The organism is Leisingera sp. M527 (genome assembly GCF_025141525.1).
Taxonomy (GTDB): domain Bacteria; phylum Pseudomonadota; class Alphaproteobacteria; order Rhodobacterales; family Rhodobacteraceae; genus Leisingera.
Genome location: NZ_CP081037.1, coordinates 1,265,950 through 1,290,386, shown reverse-complemented (window position 1 = coordinate 1,290,386; position 24,437 = coordinate 1,265,950). Strand labels below are relative to the sequence as shown.

At 61.9% G+C, this 24,437-nt stretch carries 24 protein-coding genes, 1 other RNA gene and 1 riboswitch; of the genes, 12 read left to right on the top strand and 13 right to left on the bottom strand.

Going from position 1 to position 24,437, the window contains the following annotated elements; all coding sequences use genetic code 11:
- The first annotated feature begins 26 nt into the window (after positions 1–26).
- Positions 27–1,313, top strand: coding sequence for a guanine deaminase (gene guaD / locus K3555_RS06445; protein ID WP_260007825.1), 1,287 nt, complete (start codon positions 27–29; stop codon positions 1,311–1,313).
- 34 nt (positions 1,314–1,347) lie between these two features.
- Here guaD and K3555_RS06440 read toward each other — a convergent pair whose 3' ends face one another.
- From K3555_RS06440 to K3555_RS06430, 3 genes are all read right to left on the bottom strand, one after another.
- On the bottom strand, positions 1,348–2,688 hold the full coding sequence (locus K3555_RS06440) for an 8-oxoguanine deaminase (RefSeq protein ID WP_260007824.1): 1,341 nt from the start codon (positions 2,686–2,688) through the stop codon (positions 1,348–1,350).
- A 118-nt stretch (positions 2,689–2,806) separates the two neighbouring features.
- Entirely contained in the window at positions 2,807–3,598 is a 792-nt protein-coding gene (gene hisN, locus K3555_RS06435; RefSeq protein WP_260007823.1) for a histidinol-phosphatase, read from the bottom strand.
- A 97-nt stretch (positions 3,599–3,695) separates the two neighbouring features.
- Positions 3,696–4,067, bottom strand: coding sequence for a helix-turn-helix domain-containing protein (locus tag K3555_RS06430; RefSeq protein ID WP_259991212.1), 372 nt, complete (start codon positions 4,065–4,067; stop codon positions 3,696–3,698).
- A gap of 352 nt (positions 4,068–4,419) precedes the next feature.
- Between K3555_RS06430 and K3555_RS06425 the strand changes: the two genes are divergently transcribed.
- Complete coding sequence (locus K3555_RS06425; RefSeq protein ID WP_260007822.1) at positions 4,420–5,388, top strand: NADPH:quinone oxidoreductase family protein; 969 nt, start codon at positions 4,420–4,422, stop codon at positions 5,386–5,388.
- A gap of 50 nt (positions 5,389–5,438) precedes the next feature.
- Here the strand turns inward: K3555_RS06425 and K3555_RS06420 are convergent, their stop codons facing one another.
- Positions 5,439–6,320 (bottom strand): LysR family transcriptional regulator, encoded by an 882-nt coding sequence (locus K3555_RS06420; protein WP_260007821.1) that lies wholly within the window; start codon positions 6,318–6,320, stop codon positions 5,439–5,441.
- A 125-nt stretch (positions 6,321–6,445) separates the two neighbouring features.
- On the opposite strand from K3555_RS06420, the gene K3555_RS06415 reads away from it, so the two are divergent.
- The 3 genes from K3555_RS06415 to K3555_RS06405 all read left to right on the top strand — a co-directional run bounded on the left by K3555_RS06415 (position 6,446) and on the right by K3555_RS06405 (position 8,201).
- Positions 6,446–6,667: a DUF1127 domain-containing protein gene (locus K3555_RS06415; protein ID WP_260007819.1), complete on the top strand. Its 222-nt coding sequence runs from the start codon at positions 6,446–6,448 to the stop codon at positions 6,665–6,667.
- A 197-nt stretch (positions 6,668–6,864) separates the two neighbouring features.
- The gene (locus tag K3555_RS06410; protein ID WP_259991206.1) at positions 6,865–7,641 is read left to right on the top strand and encodes a Bax inhibitor-1/YccA family protein; all 777 of its coding nucleotides are present in this window, start codon (positions 6,865–6,867) and stop codon (positions 7,639–7,641) included.
- An 86-nt stretch (positions 7,642–7,727) separates the two neighbouring features.
- On the top strand, positions 7,728–8,201 hold the full coding sequence (locus tag K3555_RS06405) for a GNAT family N-acetyltransferase (protein ID WP_260007818.1): 474 nt from the start codon (positions 7,728–7,730) through the stop codon (positions 8,199–8,201).
- A 673-nt stretch (positions 8,202–8,874) separates the two neighbouring features.
- Here K3555_RS06405 and rpmG read toward each other — a convergent pair.
- A complete protein-coding gene (rpmG, locus tag K3555_RS06400) occupies positions 8,875–9,042 on the bottom strand; it encodes a 50S ribosomal protein L33 (RefSeq protein WP_008554190.1) in 168 nt (55 codons plus the stop codon).
- A gap of 107 nt (positions 9,043–9,149) precedes the next feature.
- An RNA gene (rnpB, locus tag K3555_RS06395) (RNase P RNA component class A) lies at positions 9,150–9,577 on the bottom strand.
- Positions 9,578–10,042: 465 nt separating this feature from the next.
- On the opposite strand from rnpB, the gene K3555_RS06390 reads away from it, so the two are divergent.
- Positions 10,043–10,843 (top strand): transposase, encoded by an 801-nt coding sequence (locus K3555_RS06390; protein ID WP_260008503.1) that lies wholly within the window; start codon positions 10,043–10,045, stop codon positions 10,841–10,843.
- A gap of 198 nt (positions 10,844–11,041) precedes the next feature.
- On the opposite strand, the gene K3555_RS06385 is transcribed toward K3555_RS06390, so the two are convergent.
- On the bottom strand, positions 11,042–11,926 hold the full coding sequence (locus K3555_RS06385; protein ID WP_260007817.1) for a LysR family transcriptional regulator: 885 nt from the start codon (positions 11,924–11,926) through the stop codon (positions 11,042–11,044).
- A gap of 255 nt (positions 11,927–12,181) precedes the next feature.
- On the opposite strand from K3555_RS06385, the gene K3555_RS06380 reads away from it, so the two are divergent.
- From K3555_RS06380 to K3555_RS06370, 3 genes are all read left to right on the top strand, one after another.
- Positions 12,182–12,664, top strand: coding sequence for a luciferase family protein (locus tag K3555_RS06380; RefSeq protein ID WP_260007816.1), 483 nt, complete (start codon positions 12,182–12,184; stop codon positions 12,662–12,664).
- A gap of 30 nt (positions 12,665–12,694) precedes the next feature.
- On the top strand, positions 12,695–13,774 hold the full coding sequence (locus K3555_RS06375) for an ABC transporter substrate-binding protein (RefSeq protein ID WP_260007815.1): 1,080 nt from the start codon (positions 12,695–12,697) through the stop codon (positions 13,772–13,774).
- Positions 13,775–13,843: 69 nt separating this feature from the next.
- On the top strand, positions 13,844–14,446 hold the full coding sequence (locus tag K3555_RS06370; protein ID WP_260007814.1) for a short chain dehydrogenase: 603 nt from the start codon (positions 13,844–13,846) through the stop codon (positions 14,444–14,446).
- Positions 14,447–14,696: 250 nt separating this feature from the next.
- Here the strand turns inward: K3555_RS06370 and metZ are convergent, their stop codons facing one another.
- Positions 14,697–15,887 (bottom strand): O-succinylhomoserine sulfhydrylase, encoded by a 1,191-nt coding sequence (metZ, locus tag K3555_RS06365; protein ID WP_260007813.1) that lies wholly within the window; start codon positions 15,885–15,887, stop codon positions 14,697–14,699.
- Between the two features lie 59 nt (positions 15,888–15,946).
- A riboswitch (SAM riboswitch) is annotated at positions 15,947–16,025 on the bottom strand.
- A 136-nt stretch (positions 16,026–16,161) separates the two neighbouring features.
- On the opposite strand from metZ, the gene K3555_RS06360 reads away from it, so the two are divergent.
- The gene (locus K3555_RS06360) at positions 16,162–16,845 is read left to right on the top strand and encodes a glutathione S-transferase N-terminal domain-containing protein (protein WP_260007812.1); all 684 of its coding nucleotides are present in this window, start codon (positions 16,162–16,164) and stop codon (positions 16,843–16,845) included.
- Positions 16,846–16,993: 148 nt separating this feature from the next.
- Here K3555_RS06360 and K3555_RS06355 read toward each other — a convergent pair whose 3' ends face one another.
- The 4 genes from K3555_RS06355 to K3555_RS06340 all read right to left on the bottom strand — a co-directional run bounded on the left by K3555_RS06355 (position 16,994) and on the right by K3555_RS06340 (position 20,538).
- Complete coding sequence (locus tag K3555_RS06355) at positions 16,994–17,605, bottom strand: inner membrane-spanning protein YciB (RefSeq protein WP_259991156.1); 612 nt, start codon at positions 17,603–17,605, stop codon at positions 16,994–16,996.
- 29 nt (positions 17,606–17,634) lie between these two features.
- On the bottom strand, positions 17,635–18,537 hold the full coding sequence (locus K3555_RS06350) for a DMT family transporter (RefSeq protein WP_260007811.1): 903 nt from the start codon (positions 18,535–18,537) through the stop codon (positions 17,635–17,637).
- An 88-nt stretch (positions 18,538–18,625) separates the two neighbouring features.
- Entirely contained in the window at positions 18,626–19,828 is a 1,203-nt protein-coding gene (gene ftsY / locus K3555_RS06345) for a signal recognition particle-docking protein FtsY (protein WP_260007810.1), read from the bottom strand.
- Positions 19,829–19,905: 77 nt separating this feature from the next.
- Positions 19,906–20,538, bottom strand: coding sequence for a lysoplasmalogenase (locus K3555_RS06340; RefSeq protein WP_409201691.1), 633 nt, complete (start codon positions 20,536–20,538; stop codon positions 19,906–19,908).
- A gap of 191 nt (positions 20,539–20,729) precedes the next feature.
- Here K3555_RS06340 and K3555_RS06335 point away from each other — a divergent pair, with 191 nt between their 5' ends.
- Positions 20,730–21,116 (top strand): hypothetical protein, encoded by a 387-nt coding sequence (locus K3555_RS06335; protein ID WP_409201677.1) that lies wholly within the window; start codon positions 20,730–20,732, stop codon positions 21,114–21,116.
- A 31-nt stretch (positions 21,117–21,147) separates the two neighbouring features.
- Here K3555_RS06335 and xseA read toward each other — a convergent pair whose 3' ends face one another.
- A complete protein-coding gene (gene xseA, locus K3555_RS06330; RefSeq protein WP_260007807.1) occupies positions 21,148–22,641 on the bottom strand; it encodes an exodeoxyribonuclease VII large subunit in 1,494 nt (497 codons plus the stop codon).
- A 135-nt stretch (positions 22,642–22,776) separates the two neighbouring features.
- On the opposite strand from xseA, the gene purD reads away from it, so the two are divergent.
- Positions 22,777–24,042, top strand: coding sequence for a phosphoribosylamine--glycine ligase (gene purD / locus K3555_RS06325; RefSeq protein WP_260007806.1), 1,266 nt, complete (start codon positions 22,777–22,779; stop codon positions 24,040–24,042).
- Positions 24,043–24,437: the final 395 nt, after the last annotated feature.

Genomic DNA, 24,437 nt, shown 5'->3' with positions numbered 1-24,437 from the left:
CATTTTGCAAGGAAAGGGTTGGAAGAATGGGCACCGATTACATCCTGAAAGGGCACGTATTGTCTTTTACCGGCTCTCCCTTTGCCGTGGAGCAGCCCGAAGACGCGGCCCGTCTGCTGGACGCGGTGGCGGTGCAGAACGGCAAGGTCGCGGGTGCAGGGCCGCTGGCAGAAATGCAGGCGCTGCTGCCTGCGGCGGAAACCGTGGATCACAGCGGCAAGCTGATCATGGCCGGATTTGTGGACGCCCATGTGCATTACCCGCAGACCGCGATCATCGCCAGCTGGGGCAAGCGGCTGATCGACTGGCTGAACAGCTATACCTTCCCGGAGGAGATGCGGTTCGGCGACCGCGCCTATGCAGACGGGATTGCGAACAGGTATCTGGATCTGACAGCCGCACACGGCACCACCACTGTCTGCAGCTATTGCACAATTCATTCCGAAAGCGTGGATGCGTTTTTCACGGCCGCGCAATCGCGCGGGCAGCGGGTGGTGGCGGGCAAGACCTGCATGGACCGCAACGCGCCGGAGGAGCTGCGGGATACCGCGCAGTCGTCTTATGACGATTCAGACGCGCTGATCGGGCGTTGGCACGGTGTGGACCGGCTGGAATATGCAATTACACCGCGGTTCTCCCCCACCTCCACCCCAGAACAGCTGGAAGCAATGGGTGCACTGTGGGGCAAGCACCCGGAATGCCTGATGCAAACACATCTGAGCGAGCAGATTGATGAGATCGAATGGGTCAGGTCGTTGTTTCCGCAGGCCCGCGACTATCTGGACACCTATGAGGAGTTCGGACTGCTGGGCGCCCGGGGGCTTTACGGTCACGCAATCCATCTGGAGGAGCGTGAACGGCACCGGCTGCGGGACTTTGGCGCGGCGCTGATCCATTGCCCGACGTCGAACACATTTATCGGCTCCGGCCTCTTTGACATGGCAGGGCTGATGGCAGAGGGCCAGCGGATCGGGCTTGCCACTGACACCGGCGGCGGGTCCAGCTTTTCAATGCTGCGCACCATGGCGGCGGCCTATGAGATCGGCCAGCTGCGCGGCACGCCGCTGCATGCAGCACAGCTGTTGTGGCTGGCGACCCAAGGATCCGCCACGGCGCTGCGGATGGAGGCAAAGATCGGCAACATCGCCCACGGCATGGAGGCGGATCTAGTGGTGCTGGATCTGGCCTCGGCCCCGGCGATCGCGCAGCGGTCAGCGCGCGCCGGGGATCTGTGGGAGGCGGTGTTCCCCACCATCATGATGGGCGACGACCGCGCCATTTCCGAGGTCTGGATTGGCGGGCGACCGGTTTAGCAGAGGCGCTGACGCGCCTCGGCCTTGAGTATTTTCAGAAAGATGAAGCCAGCGCCCGCGCCAGTTTCCCATGGCGTTCTATCAGCTGCGGCAGGTCGAGCGTTGTGATCCCGCCGCTGCGGATGACCTGCTTGCCTTCGACAAACAGGTGTTTCACCTGTGTGGGACCGGCCAGCAGCAGCGCTGCGGCATCCCAGCTGCCGCTGGAGGCAATGCCTGTGGTGTCCCAGACCGCGATGTCGGCGCGCTTGCCCGGTGCCAGGCGGCCGCAATCCGGGCGGCCCAGCACATCGGCGCCGCCGCGGGTGGCGATCTCCAGCGTTTCATAAGCGCTCATCGCGTCGGCGCCATTGGCAACCCGCTGCAGCAGCATGGCCTGCCGCGCCTCTGACGCCAGGCTGGCCATGTCGTTGCTGGCGGAGCCGTCCACACCCAGCCCCACAGGAACCCCGGCGTCCCGCATTGCGCGCACAGGCGCTATGCCGCTGCCCAGACGGCAGTTGGAACAGGGGCAATGGGCAACCCCGGTGCGGGTTCTGGCAAAAAGGTCAATCTCTTGCACGTCGAGCTTCACGCAGTGGGCATGCCAGACGTCGTCGCCAGTCCATCCCAGTTCTTCGGCATACTGGCCGGGGCGGCAGCCGAATTTGGCCTCGGAATAGGCGATGTCCTCGTCGTTTTCGGCCAGATGGGTGTGCAGCATCACGCCTTTGTCACGGGCCAGCAGGGCGGCATCGCGCATCAGCTCGCGGCTGACCGAAAACGGCGAACATGGCGCCAGGCCGACGCGGCACATGGACCCTTCGCCGGCATCGTGGAAGCCATCCACCACGCGGATCATGTCGTCGAGAATGGCCTGCTCTTTCTCGACCAGGCTGTCCGGCGGCAATCCGCCGTCGCTTTCGCCGATGCTCATCGCGCCGCGGGTCGGGTGAAAACGCAGGCCCACATCGCGGGCGGCATGGATAGTGTCCTCCAGCCGCGAGCCGTTGGGGTAGAGATACAGGTGGTCGGAACTGAGGGTGCAGCCGGACAGCGCCAGCTCTGCCAGGCCCAGCTGGGCAGAGACGAACATCTCGTCCGGGGTGAACTGCGCCCAGATGGGATAGAGCCGCTGCAGCCAGCCGAACAACAGCGCATCCTGGGCGCCCGGCACCGCGCGGGTCAGGTTCTGGTAGAGGTGGTGATGGGTGTTGACCAGCCCCGGGGTCACCACGCATCCGCGGCCGGAGACAATGTCTCCGCTGGTTTGCAGCCCCTGCCCCACCGCGGCAATCCCGCCGCCGCGGATCAGCACATCGGCGCCGTGCAGCACACGGCGCGTGTCATCCATGGTCAGGATGGTATCGGCATTTTGTATCAGGATCTCTGTCATTTACACACACTCCAAAAGACAGCCCGCTTCAGAGGAATGTGTGATTAGCCGATGGAAAACGGGCGAAGAACCGGCCTGCCGGGAAAACTACAGGCCGGGGGCGCCATTATCAACCCGTTTACGTCTGTTGCAGAAGTTCCAGTGCAGCCGCGTGGATATCCGCATTGGCCGCGGCCAGGGCACGGCCGCCGTTGTGGGCCGGGTTGCCCTGCCAGTCAGTGACCATACCGCCTGCCGCCTGGATCAGCGCAATCGGCGCCTGAATGTCATAAGCGTTGAGACCGGCCTCGATCACCAGATCCACTTGCCCCGCCGCCACCAGCGCATAGGCATAACAATCGGTGCCATAGCGGGTCAGCTTGGCGCGGGCCGAGACCCGTTCGAACGCAGCGCGGTCCTCTGGCGTACCGACTTCCGGAAAAGTGGTGAACAGGATGGCGTCTTTCAGCGCCGCAGTGGCGCGGGTCTGCAAAGATCTTTCGCCTAACGGGCCGGTCATGGAAGCAATTTCCGGCCCGCCGCAGAAACGCTCGCCGGTATAGGGCTGGTCGATCACCCCCAGGAATGGACCGTTTTCATCCGACAATGCGATCAGGACACCCCAGGTTGGCGTGCCGCTGATGAACCCGCGGGTGCCGTCAATCGGATCGAGCACCCAGGTGCGGCCCGTGGTGCCTGGCTTGGTGCCAAACTCTTCGCCCAGAATTCCGTCATCGGGGCGCAACTCTGCCAGGACTGCCCGCATCGCCTGCTCGGCAGCGCGGTCCGCAACCGTGACCGGATCAAACCCGCCTTCGAGTTTGTTTTCAGCGGTCAGCGAAGATGTGCGGAAATGCGGCAGGATGGCAGCGCGGGCTGCGTCTGCCATCCTGTGTGCAACGTCAAGATCGAGAAAAGCGGCCTGTGTCATACCAATACGGGTGCCACTCACCCGGCATTATTGCAAGCGCAAACCCTGTCATCGCAGGTTTTGCGCTTGCAATTATCCTTCATTCGCCGTCCGGATTTCAGGCGACGTCGCTCAGTACGCGCGCCAGTTCAAACAGGCGGCGGCGCTGGTTTTCCGGGATCGCGTAGTAGGAGCGCACCAAGTCCAGGGCTTCCTTGTCGCCCATCAGATCTTCCGGAACGGAGGCTTTATCCGCCGAGGATTTGCCTTCTTCCTGCAGACCTTCGAAGAAGAAGCTTACCGGCACCTCAAGGGCGTCGGAGATATCCCAGAGCCGGGAGGCGCTGACCCGGTTGGCACCGGTCTCGTATTTCTGAATTTGCTGAAATTTAATGCCGACCTGCTCGGCGAGTTGCTGCTGTGTCATGCCGATCAGCCACCGGCGGTGGCGGATGCGCTTTCCCACATGCACGTCAACTGGATGAGCCATGCGTTTCTCCTAAGTTCAAAAATCCGGCTGCAACCCGGACCGCTGCGTTCCTATAACCTGTTCTGGCGGCTTCAATTCTTTGCCGGAACACGGTTCCCCATCAGAGCGATCTACGCTCAACCTCTGAGCAAAAGTGTACAACCCTTGCGATTGATTGCAAGGCTGCCGTCGCCCCGTGCGCGGACCGCACGTTCAAGCGCATGATTTCATGTATCATTTTTCTAAAGGTTTTGTTGCCAAGCGGCTGCCGATCACGTACCTCCCCAGAAATAGCGAGGTGCAGGCAGGCGCAGCACCCCGCCAGTGTGAGGTGGCGAATCACACAGATTCCCGCAGAAGGTGAGGAAAAAACATGCAAGCTTTCCAAGTTCCGGCCTTTGACCGTCCGGCGTCGCTGACGGAAACAGACGTCCCGCCCCCGGGCCCCGGCCAAGCTGCCGTTGCGCTGCAAGCTTGCGGTTTGAACTTTGCCGACCTGCTGATGATGAAGGGCAGTTATCAGGACACGCCCGAGCCCCCCTTTACCCTGGGACTGGAAGCGGCAGGCGTGGTGACGGAACTGGGCGATGGCACAAAAGGGTTTGCTCCGGGCGACCGGGTCGCGGTGTTCGGCGGATCCGGCGGGCTGGCTGAAGCCGGGGTTTTTGACGCAGCCCAGCTGATCCGGATCCCGGATGCGATGAGTTTCGAGCACGCCGCGGCGATGCAGATCGCCTATGGCACCAGCCACATGGCACTGGATCATTGCGCCCGCCTGCAGCCGGGCGAGACACTGCTGGTAACAGGCGCCGCCGGCGGCGTCGGGCTGACGGCTGTTGAAATCGGCAAGCTGATGGGCGCAACAGTCATTGCCCAGGCCCGCGGGCTGGAGAAGCTGGAAGTGGCTGCCGCTGCCGGTGCCGATCACCTGGTCGATGCAAGTGAAGACCTGCGCAGCACTGTGAAAACACTGGGCGGCGCAGATGTGGTTTATGACGCTGTGGGCGGAGATGTTTGGAAAGCCGCTTTCCGCTCTGCCAATCCCGGCGCTCGGCTGCTGCCGGTGGGGTTTGCCGGCGGCGAGGTGCCGCAAATCCCGGCCAACCACTTGCTGGTAAAAAACCTGACGGTGATCGGGTTTTATCTGGGCGGCTACATGAAATTCTGGCCCGAAGCAGTACGCCGCTCCTTTGAGACGCTGTTTGCCTGGCACGGCGAAGGCCGCATCAAGCCGCATATCAGCCACACCCTGCCGCTGGACCGCGCGGCCGAGGGGCTGGACCTGCTGCGCAGCCGCAAGTCCACCGGCAAGGTGGTGATCACCATGGGCGGCAACCGCTGACCAGATAGCGCGTCCGGGCCCTTCCCGCCCGGTGCCGGAGCATCAGCGCGTCAACTGGCAGCGCGCAGCGGCGCGGACCACAGCCCTTGAAAGGCCTGACGGATAAACTCGGCCAGCTCCTCGACATAGGGTGCGCGCACGCGCTCGGCCCCGTAGAGATTGATGTGCTGCATCGGAAGGTCCGGCAGACCGCAACCCTGTTCAACCAGCTCCTGATAGCCCGGCTGGGTGCCCTCCAGCAGCACGCCGATGGCCAGGTCGGCACTGACCGTTGCCTCGACGGTGCGGTCGGAATCGCTGTCGAGCGCCATCTCCCATTCGATACCCGCCTGATCCAGCGCCGCAGTGGCCACGGGGCGGAAACTGCAGTTGCGGCAGAAGCCGAGCCGCAGGGGACGCTGCCGCCAGACCGATCCGTCGGGCGCGCCGACCCAGCGCAGCGGCATGCTGTGGATCGTCTCACCGCCCTCGCCTGATCCGTTTTCCGTGGTCAGGATCAGATCGAATGCACCGCGCGAGAATTCAGTTTTCAAGTCGCGGGTGTTGGATGTGCAAAGGTTCACATTCACCCGCGGGTAGCTGAGATTGAACCGCTTCAGCACCTGCGGAATGACCGGATGCACCACGTCATGCGGCACCCCCAGCAGCACCTCGCCCTCAAAGGCCTGGTCTGTCAGCCTGCCGATCACCTCGTCATTCAGCGCCACCATCCTGCGGGCATAGCCAAGCATCTGCTCACCTTCCGCTGTCAACGCAATAGTGCGCCCGGAGCGGTCCAGAAGGCTTAAACCCAAAAGCTCCTCCAGCCGCTTCATCTGCATCGAGACCGCCGATTGGGTGAGATGCAGAAAACCGGCCGCCCGGGTCACGCCGCCATTGTCCGCCACCGCCACAAAAGAGCGGAGCGTGGTGATATCGAGATTTCTTATCATCACAGCACCTGATGCATTAGATCAAAAACATTCGTTTTTAAAATGTGCCACAAGACGCCATATTCATCAACACAATTGATCACCCAAAAGGGGCGCATCACAAACGTAACTGAAGGATCCGCGCTATGACCCCTGCAACCTCCTCCCGCTGCACACCCCGCCCTGCCGCAAAGCCGCAGCTTTCGCTGGCTGCCCGCCTGCGCTTGCACCTGAAGGTCTGGACGCAGCGCCGCCAGCTGGCCAAGCTGGACGCCCGCGCATTGGACGACATCGGCGTGACCCGCACAGAAGCAGATGCCGAGGCCCGGCGCGGGTTCTGGAGCGCGCCGGATCACTGGTCCCGCTGAGCCTCTGCAGCCCGATTTGACGCCCGCATTTGAGACGGGCCGCCAGCCGGCGGCCCGTTTCCTCGTTTTTCATGTATTTATTGCCCTGAAATACTTGAACCGGAACGCACTTCCCCCGATATTTAGCGGGAATGCTGCCGGCCGCGGCCCGGTTCGTGCGCCGGCAGCAAGGGAGTAATTTACGGAGACCACCCAAGATGGCACAATTCGACACCATCCGGTCTGCCGCCGGCGCCCGCGCCGCGCAGATTGATGAGGGCCTGCGCGCCCATATGAACAAGGTCTACGGCACCATGGCCGCAGGCACGTTCATCACTTTCCTTGCAGCCTGGGCCATTTCCGGCCTGGCCGTCACTGCGGACCCGGCGAATGCCGTAGCGCAGCTGAGCGCGGATAAATATCTGACCAATATCGGCCATGCGCTTTATGCTTCGCCGCTGAAATGGGTCATCATGTTTGCACCGCTGGCCTTTGTCTTTGGCATCGGCGCTGCCGCAAACCGCATGTCCGCGGCCGGCGTCCAGCTGCTGTTCTATGTCTTCGCCACCGTGATGGGCCTGTCGATCAGCTCGATCTTCCTGGTGTTCACCGGCGAGAGCATCGTGCAGGTGTTCCTGATCACCTCCGTCGCCTTTGCGGGCCTGTCGCTGGTTGGTTACACCACCAAGAAAGACCTGTCCGGCATGGGCGCTTTCCTGATCATGGGCCTGATCGGCCTGATCGTGGCCTCGATCGTCAATATCTTCCTGGCGTCGTCGGCAATGGCCTTTGCGATCTCGGTGATCGGCGTGCTGATCTTTGCAGGCCTCACCGCCTATGACACCCAGCGGATCAAGAACGACTACCTGCAGATGGCCCATTCGGGCGACCAGGAATGGCTGGCAAAGTCCGCCATCATGGGCGCGCTCAGCCTTTATCTGGACTTCATCAACATGTTCATGATGCTGCTCCAGCTGCTTGGAAACCGCGAATAAGCGTACAACACATTCCAAAGTCAGCGAGGGGCGGGTCACAATGATCCGCCCCTTTTCATTTCAAAAACAATAAGAGGGATGACCCCATGAAGATTATCGAGATTCCCGCAGTGGAGGCAGACCGTCTGCTGCCGCTGTTGCAGGACCTGCATGCGCTGCACGCAGCGCATCAGCCAGAGCGCCACACGCCAGCCCCTGACAGCACAGGTCTGGCCGCATGGCTGCAGGAGTGGCTGCGGGAAGAGACCATCTTTGCGCTGGCCGCAGAAAGCCCGCAAGGGGCGCTGCTGGGCTATCTGATCTATGAGCTGCAGAACCGGCCAGCGCTGCCCATCCGCATGGCTGAGACCCGCGCCATGCTGCACCATATTTCGGTGACCGAAGCCTGGCGCCGGATGGGGGTTGGCAAGGCGCTGGTCGAGGCGATGAGGGCACAGGCACTGGCGGCGGGCGCCACAGTGGTTGCAGCCACTTATGCACCCTTCAACACCGCCTCAGCCGCGCTGATGCAGGGGATGGGAATGGATCCGGTGCTGACTATGGCCGAGTGGCGCGCCTAGTTCAGATCTGTGGCGTCAGGAACCTGGACCGGCGCAGTCCAGCCCGGTGGAGACGGCGATTGTGCCCCGGCGGCTCGACACTTTGCGCACTTCTCCGTCTGGGCGGCAGCCGGAAGCTTCTGTGACCAAACCAAGGAACTCAGCCGCTGGGATCTCTGGCAGGCTGGGCACCGCACTGTCCTCCGGGACACTTAGAACCGCCATTCCAGCACTGCCTGAGCGGACCAGGCACAATGCCAGCCTGCGCCCCTGCAGGTGCACGATTTTGTCCACCACAGCCCGCTGTCCGCCGGAAGGGGCCGGCGACGCTGCCTGCAAATGCCGTGCCTCGACTGCAGGCGGCGGCGGTACCGCCATCCCAGCATCAAAAGAACTGGAGACCGGCGCCCCACTCGCTGCCAGTGCAGCCGCAATCATGTAAACCCTCACAGCACATCCACCCGTTTGTTCATTAACCCACGGGTTTAAGGCTAGGCGGGAATTGGGGCACAAACGTGCCACGGCAGGTCGTTATGCGGCGAAATCAGCCCGGCATTTTTCTCGAATTTGAAGCAGCCGCGCGAGGTGTCAGACCAGCCGAAGTGTCAGGCTAACCGAAGTGACAGGCCAGCCCAAAAGAAAACGGGCCGCGCCAGGCGCGACCCGTTTCCGGAAATCATTCCAAAGGAAAGGCTTACTTGATTTTGCCTTCTTTGTACTCGACATGCTTGCGCACAACCGGGTCGTACTTCCGCACAACCATTTTTTCGGTCATGGTGCGAGCGTTTTTCTTGGTCACATAGAAGTGGCCGGTGCCCGCGCTCGAGTTCAGGCGGATCTTGATTGTGGTCGGCTTCGCCATGGTGCTTCTCCTGCGTCCGAAAAGGCAGGGGCCTCTCGGTAAATTCCTATCTGAAGCCCGGCTTGTACCTGTCCCAGCCCCCAAGTCAATAGGATTCGGGGGTAATTATGCGCAGAAGGCCTGTAAGCCGGATCCTGTCCCCCCGGGACCGTAATCCCGGGCTCGACGGCCATTCATCTGGGGCGCGCATTGCTGCGTGCCTCTAGCTGCCAACCCGGCCCCTCTCGGCTGAAGCGTGCCTAGCAGCGGTTTCCCGTTTCCGGGACCTGCCTGCGCGGGGGCCCTATTTGGCATTGCTCCCGGTGGGGCTTGCCGTGCCGCCCCTGTTGCCAGCGGCGCGGTGGGCTCTTACCCCACCGTTTCACCCTTACCCGCCGAATGCTCCGTTGGCGAACCTCCGGTCCGGCGGGCGGTCTGTTTTCTGTGGCGCTTTCCGTCGGGTTTCCCCGCCCGGGCGTTACCCGGCACCGTTGCTTCATGGAGTCCGGACTTTCCTCGCGGGGCATGAACCCCACGCGGCCGTCCAGCCTTCTGCGCGCCGGATGCGTAGGAACATCGGCGCGCGGCGTCAAGCAGATAGTGCAGACGGCAGGGGCGCTGCCCTCTTGGCCTTCCGGCCTCACCCCAGGGTTATGCGTAAGACATTGCCTCTATTTTATCTTCTGAGAAGATGATGCCGGTCGGTTTCCCGGATGGCCATTCGGGAAGCTGGTGGCGGGCAGGCCAACCCGAGGAAGACCTGCTCAACGGTCGCAAAATATCTTGCCGCCCGTCACATCTGTCCGGCCATCCGAACGGCAGAAGGGCCTTCGCGGCCGAGCCTAATCAAGGATAACGACATCAGCAGTAACTTCAGCGAGGCAGACCGCACCAACGTCATTGCATTCGAAGTCCCGAAGGCCAGTCTGACGGTGCATAGCTTGCCCGATGATCGGCAGGTGACAAGTCCCAACAGCGTCACGGCCATCAAACGGTTTCTCAAGACAAGAGGAAAGGCGGCATCCCATTTGTCGTTTGCGAGGCATCTGGAGGCTATGAACGGCACGTTCTTCAGTCCTGTGTCGATCTGGAGCTGCCTGTCCATCGCGCACATGGCACACGGACACGGTACTTTGCGAAGTATCCCGGATTGTCAGCCAAGACAGACCAGGTGGACGCAAGAATGCTCGCACTCTTTGCCGCAAAATCAGAGGATCTGCGCCTTTGGCAGCCGCCTGGGACGGAAACAGCCGAGCTACGTGGGCTACGGCGGCGTCGCGATGGCCTGGCCCAGATGATCCGCAAGGAACAGAACCGGCTAATCAGGGCCGTTGAGCGCTCCTTGAAACGCCATATCCGCGCCCTGACCAAAGATATGAACGAGCTGGATGAACAAACCGGCAAGCTGATATCATCAACACCCGGGTTTCGGAGCAAGTCGGACTTGCTGAAATCCGTGGTCGGTGTAGGCTCCGAAACGGCTGCGGCGTGCTTAGCATATGTGCCTGAGCTTGGCTCACTGGCCAAGGGTGAAGCAGCCGCCATCGTTGGACTTGCGCCGCACGCCCAAGATTCAGGGACGTTGAAAGGCCACCGCCGCATTTCCGGGGGCAGGCGCGACGTCAGATCCACGCTCTACATGGCCGCTCTGTCAACGCAGCTATACGATCCCATGATGCAATCATGCGCGCGACGCTTACGTGAACGTGGAAAGCCCGCAAAGGTCGCGATCACGGCAATCATGCGCAAGCTCATCGTCATCATGAATGCGGGGTTGAAGGAAGGGCAGGTGTCAATTCGCTACGGTGCCGCAAAGTCGTGACTGCTGCCTTTCACGGCAAGGTGTCGGAATTGGCAAGGTCGGGACTTTTCTGTCGTTCGCCGCAGTCGCGAACAAGACCGCGCCCATTGCCTTCTATCGGTGGTAAACCGCCAAAACTCACCTTAGTTTACGGCATGTTCGAGCCAAATTCATCTGCTTTTGCGATGCGCTCGGATGCCGTCTCAGCAGATCATACAGCTAGAAAACATCCATGTACTCATCACGAATTTTAGCGGTCGCGAATTCGAAGAATGCATGAACCCTGGCGCTTCGTCGAATATCGGGATGTGCCAGCAACCAGAGACTTGTGTTGTTTTTGGGGTCGGGCGCGTGCAGCCGCTGCAGTTCCGGGCAGCTTTGGCCAAGGTAGCAGGGCAACACAGCAATACCGAGGCTTGCCCGGGCAAGGTCGAACATCCCCATAACCGCACTGGTTAGTGTTATTGGCGCATGCTCCGCCTTGTGCCCCGCTGTAATCCGGTTCATTGGTGATTGCCGCAAGCTATCGTCCAGCTGCAGCCAGCGGTGCTGCTCCGGCGGCAGGTCCCGCATAGCCTCCACGTAATCTGTATGGGCATAGACTGCATAGGAAACCGGCAGCAGGTTGCGCCCTATCCAATGTTCGGGAGGGTTCATTGTTGGCCGCAACGCAATATCCGCGTCACGCTGCATCAGGTCTAGTGGCCGGGTCCCGGAGAGCAGGCGCAGTTCAACATCAGGGTATTTTTGCTGAAAATACCGGAACACGGGCGAAAACGTGTGCAGCAAAGAGTCTGTCGTCGTAACGGTAAGAATGCCCTCCAGGCGCAAATCCTGGCCGCTTAGTTCGCGCTGAATCAGGGTCATGCGTTCCCGAAGCTTCAGCCCATGCTGAAGAAAATACTCACCCGCCGCAGTCATGACATAGCCGTGCGATTGGCGCTCGAACAGGGTGACGCCCAGCTTGCTTTCCACGTTTTCGATGCGCCGGAAAACGGTGGAGTGGTTCACTCCTAACCTGCGGGCCGCGCCGGACAGGCTTCCGGTTTCGCAGACGGCCAGCACAAAAGGAACATCGCTCCATTCAAAGTTTTGTGCGTCCATGCAAGAAGCCTTTACGGTGATGCCAAATCTCCTTGCAAGTATTAACGCCTGAACGCCGCTCAGCAAGCATTTCGCCTGGCCAAAGGGAGGCCTGCTTTCTGGCGCAGTTTCTGGGTCAGCTTTCGAAATTCAGCCCGCATGGCCTGGTTGCGATTTTAATCTGTGCTTTTGTGCAAGTATGGCTTGTCTAGATCGCTAATTACTATGCGCAGTTGCGCAGGCTATCTTCTGAGCACACCGAACTGGAGAAACGCCATGAGCAAAACACTGAACCTCCCGAAGCGCGTTGGTCCGAAACCCGACACCACCCACGGGCTGCCGCATTCCCAGGTCACTCACCACGGGCCTGACCACATCGTTGACCAGATGCGCGAATGGGCCTTTACCCTGCCGGGTGTAGAAGACCGCGACAGCCTTGTTTCGGTTCCCGGTGCCCGCGCAATGGTTATGCACGATGGAGCCGCCTGCAATCACGACGCCTTCATGATTGGCCGCGAGTTCGCCCACATCCACCCGCATCCGGACAATGGCAGCATGCATGTGCAACTGCCCCACGACGATGCCCTGGAAGTTGTCGAAAAAGGCTGGGGTGAGCACCACACTCTTGTCCTGGCAGGCCGCCGTCCGGTCGGGCTCGTGATGGTGTTTTCACCCCGTGATGAGGCTGAGCTGGACACCATCAAGACGATACTCATCCGCTCCTACGAAGCCGTGAACGGTCAGAAAATCGCGGCGTAACCCTCAAGCTGTTAAAGAAAGAACACTCCAATGAAACATGCACTTATTGGTGCCATTGCAGGCGCTCTGTTCGCCAGCACAGCACTCGCAACCGAAATCGAAACCAAATCGCTCGAAGAACTTTATGCCGAAGCCGTTGCGGAAGGCGGCGAGCTGGTCATCCGCGCGGGCGGTGATAAGGACGATCAGGCCGACTACTACCTGGATATGTTCAAAGAGCGTTTTCCGGAAATCAATGTCACGCACAGTGTTGACCTGAGTTTCTATCACGCATCCCGCTATGACAATGCGCGGGAAGATGACAGCAAAGCCGATGTGCCGGACATCATCCAGTTTCAAACCCTGCACGACTACGACTACTACGCCGAGCGCGGACTGCTGGAGCGATACAAGCCGAAGAACTGGGAGAAGGTCTACCCGGATTACAAAGATCCGCACGGGCGTTGGATCGGCCTGTTCGGCGTGGCCTTCACCAACGTATTCAATTCCGACCTGATTAATGAAGATGACGCTCCGCGCGATGCGCTGGATTACCTGGACCCGGCGCTGAAGGGCAAAGTCATCCTGACCTACCCGCACACCGATGACGCCGTTCTGTACCAGTTCTGGAATCTGAAAGAGCAATACGGCTGGGAGTATCTTGAACAGCTTGTTGCCACTGAACCGACCTGGGTGCGCGGCACGTCGATGCCCTATGTCGCGATTGACAACGGATGGTATGGCGCGAGCTTCACGACCTCCTGGGCATTTGTGCCATTTGAAGGCAGCGATACACGGCTCGTATTGCCCGAAGAAGACTACTTCCTGAGTTGGTTTCAAACCGCAGCTATTCCGACGGATGCAAAACACAAAGCCGCGGCCAAACTCTACCTGAACTGGATGCTCTCTGAGGAATTCCAAGGCAAGTGGCTGCAGTTCCCGGTGCGCATGGATGTTGAATCACCCGATGGCTACAAATCGCACCTGCACTACAACACCTCTCCTGCAGACTTCCACCGGTTCATGCTGAAACGCGATCAGGTCGAGCGTTTCCGCCTGCAGATCGAACAGCTCGTCGGTCCGGCTGAAGGTCCAGCCCCTCTCGAACTGGACTACAGCGTCAAACCATAACCCCGCTCACGGCTTCGCGTTGCGACTAGAACGCGGCAACGCGAAGCCCTTCAATATCGGAGAAAATCCATGAAAATCCTTATCGTAGGCGCAACCGGTCTCATCGGCGGCGCAGTCGCAAATGCCCTCTCGGCCAACCATGAAATCATCAGCGCCGGATACAGCGACGGTGATGTGAAGGTCGATCTCGGTTCCAAAGCCTCCATCGAGGCGATGTTCCAGGCCATCGGCACCGTTGACGCCGTGATCAGCACCGCCGGGCTTGCCGGTTTTGCGCCCTTCAACGAGCTGGACGACGCGGCTTACGACCTTGCGCTTTGCAACAAGCTGATGGGCCAGATCAACCTTGTCCGTGTCGGCGGGAACCACATCACTGAAGGCGGTTCCTTCACGCTCACTGCTGGCATTCTGTCCCGCGATCCGATGCCGGGTTCTGTGGTGATCAGCATCGCCAACGGTGCTCTGGAATCATTTTCCAAGGCTGCCGCACTGGAACTGGACCGCGGCTTGCGCGTCAACACCGTCAGCCCGGTCTTTGTCAAAGAGACCATGGAAATGATGGGCATGGACGCAAGTTCTGGCCTGTCAGCTGCGGATACTGCCAAAGCCTATGTCGCAGCTATCGAAGGCACTATGAGCGGTAAAACGTTGGATGCACCTGACTACGTGTAGTCATTGAAACCAAAATGCCGGTTCCTTCCTGCCGTTGCGTTTCCAAAACGGAATGGCAGGAAGGAACCGATTGCGACGTACTGCATGTGCAAAAGAATGCCATGGGACGAACGGCTGCAAAGGGCTCTCTCGTTGATTCCGCTGCGCGAAAGACGAACGGCTACTCTGCTGAAGATCGAATGGGGAAAGTATCGAACAAAGCAACACGGTAGATTTTTCCCACTAGAAAGAAACAGACGGCGTGCGCGCCTCAGCCCTGCGCCGCCTCCAGCGCCGCTTTCAGGTCGTTGATCAGGTCGTCTGCGTCCTCCAGCCCGACTGAAAAGCGTACCAGGCCGGGCGTGATACCCAGCTCCGCCTTCAGCTCATCGCTGAGGCGCTGGTGGGTGGTGGTGGCCGGGTGGGTGGCGATGGATTTGGCATCGCCCAGATTGTTGGAGATCACCGGGATGGTCATTGCGTTCAGGAACTTGAACGCCGCGTCCTTGCCGCCCTTCAGGTCCAGCGACAGCACGGTGCCGCCCTTGCCGCCCAGCTGAGCCTGCACCAATGCGTTCTGCGCGTGACCTTTCAGACCCGGATAGATGGTACGCGCCAGCGCTGCATGGCCGTCCAGCGCTTCGGCGATTTTCAGGGCGCTGTCCGCCTGGGCGTTGACCCGCAGGTCAATCGTCTCCAGCCCCTTCAGCATCACCCAGGCATTAAACGGGCTGAGACTGCCGCCGGTGTGCTTCATATAGGGTTCCAGCGTGCCGCGGATAAAATCTTTGGTGCCCAGCACCACCCCGCCCAGCGCCCGGCCCTGGCCGTCGATATGCTTGGTTGCGGAATAGATCACCACATCGGCGCCCTGTTCGATCGCGCGGGAAAACACCGGGGTCGAGAACACATTGTCCACCACCACCGTGGCGCCCGCTGTATGGGCGATCTTTGCAACCGCGGCAATGTCGATCACCTCCAGTGTCGGGTTCGACATGGACTCAAAAAACACCGCCTTGGTGTCAGGGCGCACGGCCTGCCGCCAGGCATCCAGATCGGTGCCGTCAATAAAGGTTACCTCGACCCCGAAGCGGCCAAGCACATCCGCCAGGATGTAGTTGCAGGATCCAAACAACGCCTTGGCCGACACGATGTGATCGCCCGCTTTCACCAGCGAGGTCAGCGCGCCGTTGACAGCCGCCATGCCGGAGGCGGTGGCAAAGGCATCCTCCGCCCCTTCCAGCGCCGCTATGCGCTTTTCGAACATGTCGACGGTCGGGTTGCCGTAACGGGCATAGATGAACTCATCCGGGCCGGTCTCGATGAACCGCGCCTCGGCCTGCTCGGCACTCTCGTAGACAAAGCCCTGGGTCAGGAAGATCGCTTCGCTCACCTCGTTGTACTGGCTGCGGCGGGTGCCTGCGTGAACCAGCTTGGTGCGGCTGTTCCAGTTGTCGCTCATCTTCTGTCTCCTCGCGCCTGTCGCGCATAAAAAAACCCCAATCGGCCAAGCGAAAGGGGGTCCTTCACGTCCTGACCTCTTTAGCGGGAGTGTTTAACGTGGCCCGCAATCCGGTAACAAATCGCCACGATGTGATGTCCGGGCTTTACGCATATTGCGGGATTCGGTCAAGCGGCAGCGTCTTCGCCAGTCACACGGATGTGAGCGGCGCCGCCTCTTGCCTTACCGCCGCTGCCCGTGCTCCTGTGGCCGGGCATTCTGACGGAGGACGACCATGCGGGAGCCGATCCAGCTTTTTTACTGGCCCACACCGAACGGCTGGAAGATCTCCATTGCACTGGAGGAGATGGGCCTGCCCTATGATGTCTCTCTGGTCGACATCACGAATGGCGATCAGTTCGCGCCGGAGTTCCTGAACATCTCCCCCAACAATCGGATGCCCGCAATCATCGACCCGGGCGGCCCCGGCGGCACGCCTGTTTCCCTGTTCGAAAGCGGCGCCATCCTGCAGTATCTCGCCCGCAAGACCGGGCAGTTCTATGGCGCGGATGAACGCGCCCGGCTGGCGGTGGATCAATGGCTGATGTGGCAGATGGGCGGGGTCGGGCCAATGGCGGGCCAGGCGCATCATTTCCTGAAATACGCGCCCGAGGATCTGCCCTATGCCAAAGACCGCTACCGGAACGAGGTGGCCCGTCTTTACGGCGTTCTGGACCGGCAGCTGGCGGAGAATGAGTATGTGACGGGACCGGACTGCACAATTTCTGATATGGCGATCTGGCCCTGGGCCTCGCTGTGGGAAGGCCAGCAGCAGGTAGTGGAGGACAAACCGCATCTCGCCCGCTGGCTGGAGCTGATGTGGTCCCGCCCTGGTGTGGTTGCGGGCCGGGCGCTGCATGCGGAGCTGCGCGGCGACCGCTCGGACACCAAGGCGCAGCAGGTGTTGTTTGGCAATTGATGCAAAAAAGGACGCCTGCGGCGCGGGTATTTAAGACCAGAAAGAAGCGATGCCGCAGCGCACCGCAGGTGCGCTGCCCGGCCCAAGGCTTTGTGCCTCATCTTGGATGAGGGGCAAAGGCACGGGAGCCCCCCCTTTCAGCCGCAGATTACTCCGCCGGTCCGGCCTCTTCTTCGATCCCGAATTTCTGCAACAGCTGCCCCTGCATCATGAAGAAGGCAAACATCGCCACCGGCAGGCCGAAGGTTTTGAAATAAACCCAGGTGTCGGTGCTTTGGGTCCGCCAGATCAGCTCGTTTGCAACCGCCAGGCCAAAGAAAAAAACGCACAGCCGCCGGGTCAGGATCATCCAGCCCTCCTGCTGCAACGGCATGACTTCCTCCATCACCACCTTCAGCCAGCTTTGCCCGCGCATAAGCCCGATGCCCAAGAGCCCGCCGAACAGAAGATACAGCATCGTCGGCTTCATCTTGATGAACCGGTCGTCGTTGAACCACACCGACATGCCGCCAAACAGCACCACCAGCACCAGGGTCGCAAACTGCATCTTCGACAGATGCCCGGTCAGCTTCCACAGGGCGAGCGTGGACGCCACCATCAGCGGAATAAACGCAGCGGTGATCACGATAAAGCCCTTGTACTCATGGCCGCCGATCAGAAACACCTCATCCTTCAGCTTCAGATAGCCAATGAAAAAGAGAACAATCGGGCCCAATTCCAATAGCATCTTCAGGGTCGGGTTGATCTTCTTTGCGGCCATGGGGCCTCCTGTCAGTTCTGCGCGCGGCCTCAGCCGCCAATTTCCACTATCACGGCGCCCAGCGCGATCAAAGCCATCAAGGCAATCCGCCGCGGCCCCACGGTTTCCTTCAGCACCAGCCAGCCGATGAGGGCGGCAAACACGGTGGAGGTCTCGCGCAGCACCGCCGCCTCTCCGACCTTGTCCAGCCTTGTGGCCAGCATGATCGCACCAAAGGACGCAAAGGCGACCAGCCCGCCAAAGAAACCACGGACCATCAGCGGCCCAGGTGCCGGCGGCGCGGGCATTCTGCGCCAGCGGGTCAAGGCAATCACCGGAAACACCAGCCCGTCGATCATAAAGAACCACGCCAGAAAGGTGAACGGATCAGCGGTCGCCCGGATGCCATAGGCGTCATATGTGGTGTAGCCCGCCACAAACAACCCGGTGATCACCGCCAGCACCAGCGCCGGCACCAGCGTGTCGCGGTTCACCGTCAGGTAGCGGTAGTTGTACGCCGCCAGGCCGAAGATCCCGGCCAGCAGCACCGCCACCCCCAGCCATTGCACCGGGGTGAACACTTCGCCGAACAGAAAGAAGGAGCCGATCACCGTGAACAGCGGCCCGGTCCCGCGCACCACCGGGTAGACCACGGTGTAGCTGCCCTTGGTATAGGCCAGCGCCTGGAACAGCTTGTAGAAGACGTGGATCCCCCAGGCGACAGCGAAGATCAGCCACATATGCGGCTCCGGCCAAGGCACCACGAACAGCGCAAAGGGCGCCGCCATCACACAGTAGAAAAAATCAATCGCCCCGCGCGACAGCCAGGGGTCATGCCGCCCCTTCTGCAGCGCGCCGAAGACCGCATGCAGGAACGCGGCCCAGATAGCCAGAAACAGCGCCGTCTGATGCCCGGCCTCGGTGCCTTCCAGGGAGATCAGCCACTCGCTCAAATCAGCCGCCTTTACGCAGGAGGAAGGCGCCGGGGGTTTTCCACCCCCGGTCCCCCGGAGGATACTTCCGGCCAGAAGAAGATATGGATCAGGACTTTTCCAAACCAGTCAGAGCGGCGGCGAACTCCTCGGGATCGAAGGGGGCGAGGTCGTCGATCTGCTCACCCACACCGATGGCGTGGATCGGCAGGCCGAACTTGTCCGCCAGCGCCACCAGCACGCCGCCCTTGGCGGTGCCGTCCAGCTTGGTCATCACCAGGCCTGAGACATCCGCCAGCTTCTGGAATGTGCCCACCTGGCTCAGCGCGTTCTGGCCAGTTGTCGCATCCAGCACCAGCAGAGTGTTATGCGGTGCTGTTTCGTCCTTCTTGCGGATCACCCGGGCAATTTTCGACAGTTCCTCCATCAGGTCGGCGCGGTTCTGCAACCGGCCCGCGGTGTCAATCATCAGAAGGTCGGCACCGTCTTCCTGGGCCTTGGTCATCGCGTCAAACGCCAAGGAGGCCGGGTCGGAGCCTTCCGGTGCTGTCAGAACCGGCACGCCCGCACGGTCGCCCCAGACCTGCAACTGTTCGACAGCCGCGGCGCGGAATGTGTCGCCTGCGGCAATCACCACCTTCTTGCCGGCGCCCTTGAACTGGCTGGCCAGCTTGCCGATGGTAGTGGTCTTGCCAGAGCCGTTGACCCCCACGACCAGCACCACCTGCGGCCGTTTGGCGTAGATCGGCAGCGGCTTGGCCACCGGCTCCATGATGCGGGCGACTTCCTGCGCCAGCAGCTCCTTGATCTCGCGGCTGGAAACCTTCTTGCCCATCCGCCCCTCGGCCAGGTTAGCGGTCACGCGCAGCGCCGTGTCCACCCCCATGTCAGCAGCGATCAGCAGCTCTTCCAGCTGCTCCAGCATGCCGTCATCCAGCGCCCGGCGCGGTTCAGCAGCAACGGTGCGGCCCATCAGGCGGCCCAAGAGGCCCGGGGATTTTTTCTCAGGCTCCGATGCCGGCTGCGGCGCGGGGGCAGGTTTAGAAGCAGCAGCCGGCTTCGGTGCAGGCGCGGGTTCAGGTGCAGCTTCGGGCGCAGGTTCCGGCTCGGCCAAAGGGTCCGGTTGCGGAACCGGTGCAGGTGCAGGCTGCTCCGGCGTTACCGCCGGGGACTCTGCCAGGGCCTCAACTTGGGCCTCCCCGGCCTCCGCCGCGCTGCTGTCCGCCCCCTCCTCGACAATCGCATCGAGCCCCTGCTCGAGCTTGGAGGAGGATTTGAACAGCCGCTCCTTGAGCTTTGAGAAAAACGCCATCTTGGTCTCCGCAAAAGGGTCTGCACCCCACCTAATGCGGATTTACCCGGAGTGCAAAGCGCAAGGCACCGCCAGGTTCAGGAAAATGCAGCCAGAAACCCGGCTTGCGCGCCCCAATACAGCACCCAGACCGCATATGGCGTGATCCGCAGCAGCGGATGCTCTGCGCTCAGGACAAAGGTTTCCGCCGCCAGGATCATATCCGACAGCATGAAGGCACAAGCCGCGGCAAAGACCCAGGTGCCAAACGGCAGGGTCAGCGCCGCCGCCCCCATGCCCAGGATGACCGGGATATAGGCCAGCACCGGCCCCTTCAGCGCGCCCGCCCGCGGCGCCAGAACGCGCGCCATGATCAGGCCCGAAACCAGCAGCCCGGCAGCAATCCCCGCAGCCGGCATGTGCATGAGCCGGGCAGGATCGCTGTCCGGCCGGGTCAGGAACAACGCCGCATAAGCCAGATGTCCAGCGGCAAAAGCCCCCACACCGGCGATAAAGGCGCGTTCGCCGCCGCGCGACAGGAACAGATCCCCCAGCGCGCAAAGACCAAGCGCCAGTACCAGAAGCAGCGGCACCCCCGCCAGCCCGGCGCCAAGAGCCAGCAGCGCAACCGCTGCGGTTTTTGCCAGACTGCGCAGAATACCGGGCGGCTGGGCGGTCAGGCCCAAATACCCGGCGGCGCAGAGTGCTGCCCCTGCCGCCGTCAATTGCATCATCAAAGTCCTACCTCCCTGCCCGTTTGTGCCAGTTGGCTGCAAGACAGGCGCCGGGTCAAAGGTGACCAAGCGGGAGCCTGGCAGCGCCGCTCCGCTTTACGGCCCGTTTGCTGCCCGTTTTTGCAGCCTGCGTGTTTCCCTTGGCCCGGACCCGGACACTCTGGCACAGTGAACCCATGCGCTGTCTGATGCTGATTCCCCTGGTTGCCGCCCTCAATGGGCCGCTGTGTGCTGCCGAGCCGCTGAACGCCGAGCAATTCGACCGCTATACCCAGGGCCGCACGCTGTTCTATGGCTTTGGCGGCAGCATGTACGGGGTGGAACGCTATCTGCCCGGACGCCGGGTGATCTGGTCCTTTCTGGACGGCAGATGCCAGGAGGGCAGCTGGTATGAAGACGCAGGCCGGATCTGTTTTGTCTATGAAAACCGGGGCGATCCGCAGTGCTGGAGCTTTGAACTCACCCCCGGCGGGCTGACCGCCCGGTTTGAGGATGACCCGGCCTCGACCGAATTATACGAGGCCGAAGACATCGGCGAGGACATGCTGTGCTACGGCCCGGACGTTGGCGTCTGAGGCGGGCTGGGTATTTCAGACCAGAAAGAAGCTAGAACAGCGAGCCCTGACCACCGCCGGACGGTTTCGCAGCAGCGGTCTGGGAACCAGGTTCCGCGATGCCCTCCTCTAGGTCCAGCATGCCGTCGGCAAATTCGATCTGCAACGGGCCGCCCTTGGCCGCGGCGGCCCTGGTTGTGAGGATCTCGGCGCCCGAACGCACCACCGCATAGCCGCGCTCCAGCGTGGCCTTGTAGCTGAGGATCTCCAGCTGGCGGCCAGCGGCGGAGAGGTTTTGGCGCTGGCGGTCAAGACGCAGCGACTGCGCCGCATCCAACCGCTGCGCCAGTCGGTCCAGCGCGTCCTTGCGGGCTGTGATCTCGCGCTGGATCGGGCGCAGGGTCAGGCGCGAGGACAGGTTTTGCAGCCGGTCGCGGCGGCCTTGCACCAGTTGGCGCAGGGTGGAGGGGCGCAGGGAGGCGGCAGTTTCGCTTAGATGCACCCGGCGGCGCTGCACACCGGAGATCAGCGCGCCCGGCAGCCGGTCGGAAATCCGGTCGAGCCGCTGGCGCGGGGTTTCCAGCAGCGTGTCGGGCTTGGGCAACGCACGGGCCAGATCATTCAGCCGCTGGCGCCGCTGCTGCACCGCCTGGCCTGCGGCGCGGATCAGCCGCGCGCCCTGGGTCTCGGCCCAGGCCATCAGTTCCAGCCGCACCGGCACCGCCAGTTCCGCCGCCGCAGTCGGGGTCGGCGCCCGGCGGTCGGAGACAAAGTCGATCAGCGTGGTATCCGTCTCATGCCCCACCGCCGAGATCAGCGGGATCTGCGAGGCCGCCGCAGCCCGCGCCACGATTTCCTCGTTGAATCCCCAAAGATCCTCGATCGAGCCGCCGCCGCGGGCGACAATGATCAGATCGGGCCGCGGCAGCGCGCCGCCGGGCGTCAGGCGGTTGAATCCTTCGATGGCGCGGGCCACCTCGGGCGCGCAATTCTGCCCCTGCACAGCCACCGGCCAGACCAGCACCTTGCGCGGGAAACGGTCGCGCAGCCGGTGCAGGATATCGCGGATCACCGCGCCCGACGGCGAAGTCACCACGCCGATGATCTGCGGAAGGTAAGGCAGCGGTGTCTTGCGTTCCGGGGCAAACAGCCCCTCTGCCTCCAGCTGTTTTTTGCGCTTTTCCAGCAGCGCCATCAGCGCCCCCTGGCCCGCAACCGCAACCTCGTCCACATTCATGTTGTACTTGGACTGGGCGCCGAATGCGGTCAGCCGGCCGGTGACGACCACCTCCAGCCCCTCCTCGGGCACCACCGACAGGCTGGAAACCTGCCCTTTCCAGGTGGTGCAGGCCAGCACCGAGCGGTCGTCCTTGATGTCGTAGTACAAATGCCCGGAGCGGGCCTTGAACACCCGCCCGACCTCCCCCTTGACCCGGATGCGGCCGAAGGTGCCCTCCAGCGTGCGCTTCACCTCGCCGGAGAGTTCCGAAACGGTGAATTCGGGCGCGTTCTGCCCCGGTTTTGGATCATCAAACAGGTCGGACATTGCGGGGCAGCTCTCCTGCGGCTTGCGGCTGGTCTTGTTTTGAATTCGCGCGCAGCATAGAACCCGCCGCAAGCAAGGCAAGCCCCAGACAGGACCGGGGCGCCTCTCGGCTCAGTCAGATCGGAGTAGACGCAGATGAACATCCTTATCCTTGGCAGTGGCGGGCGCGAACACGCATTGGCCTGGGCGGTGATGCAAAACCCCAAATGCGACAAGCTGATCGTGGCGCCGGGCAATGCAGGGATCGCGCAAATCGCCGATTGCGCATCGTTCGACATCGAGGATGGCGGCGCGGTCGCCGGTTTCGCCGAAGACAACGCCATCGATTTCGTGATCATCGGCCCGGAGGCGCCGCTGGCCGCAGGGGTGGCCGACCGTCTGCGCGAGGCGGGATTGCTGGTCTTTGGCCCCTCGGAAGCGGCGGCCAGGCTGGAAGCCTCCAAAAGCTTCACCAAGGAAGTCTGCGATGCAGCCAATGCGCCCACCGCTGGCTATGGCCATTTCACTGATGCAGAAGCCGCCAAGGCGCATGTGCGCAAACACGGCGCGCCCACTGTGGTCAAGGCCGACGGGCTGGCCGCCGGCAAAGGCGTGATCATCGCCATGACCGAAGAAGAAGCCATCGCCGCCATCGACGACATGTTCGGCGGCGCCTTTGGCGGGGCCGGCACCGAGGTGGTGATCGAGGAGTTCATGGAAGGCGAAGAGGCATCGCTGTTCGTCCTGGTGGACGGCGAGGATGTGCTGGCGATCGGCTCAGCCCAGGACCACAAGCGCGTGGGTGAAGGCGACACCGGCCCCAACACCGGCGGCATGGGTGCCTATTCCCCGGCACCGGTGCTGACCGCCGAGATCGAAGCCCGCGCGATGGACGAGATCGTCAAGCCCACCATGCGGGTGATGGCTGAGCGCGACATGCCTTATCAGGGCGTGCTTTATGCCGGTCTGATGATCAAGGACGGGCAGCCGCGGCTGGTGGAATACAACGTCCGCTTTGGCGATCCGGAATGCCAAGTGCTGATGATGCGGCTGGGCGCGCAGGCGCTGGACCTGATGCACGCTGCGGCTGAGGGCCGCCTGGCCGAGGCGCAGGTGAACTGGGGCGACGATCATGCGATCACGGTGGTGATGGCGGCTGAGGGCTATCCCGGATCTTACCAAAAAGGGTCGGAAATCAAGGGGCTGAAGGCCCTGCCCGAGGATAGCAGCAACATGGTCTTCCACGCCGGTACCAAGGCTGAAAACGGCATGGTGCTGGCAGCTGGAGGTCGGGTTTTGAACGTAACTGCCCGCGGTGAAACCCTGCAGGAGGCCCGCGACCGTGCCTATGCGATGGTTGACGGGGTTGATTGGCCGCTGGGGTTTTTCCGCCGCGACATCGGCTGGCGCGCGCTGGGTTGAGCATCTGTCCCGGCGGCGGCTCTCCCGCCTGTTTCCAGTCAATCGCAGATTGACAGTCTCAGTTGGGCGTGGCCGGGCGCAAATGCGCCCGGCGCGGCGGTATTGTTCCACCAGCCGGCAGTCTTCCTGACCGGAGCATTGCGGTACTCTGGACACCAGCCAGAAGCGGGATGCAGCGAAGCAATGAGAACCGTCCAAAGCGGCAAAGGCCAGTATCTGCAGGAGAAGCGGCATGCCGTACCATTCCCTCTCTGCGGCTTCTCATGCCGTCTGCACCGCTTGCCTTCTGCCATTGGCCAGCCAGGAGTATTTCCGGCCCGCCCTCCGGGTGGCCCAGCTGTGAAACAGCCCCGCCGGGTCAATGCTGACGATCCGCGGCGTGCAGGCCCTGATCC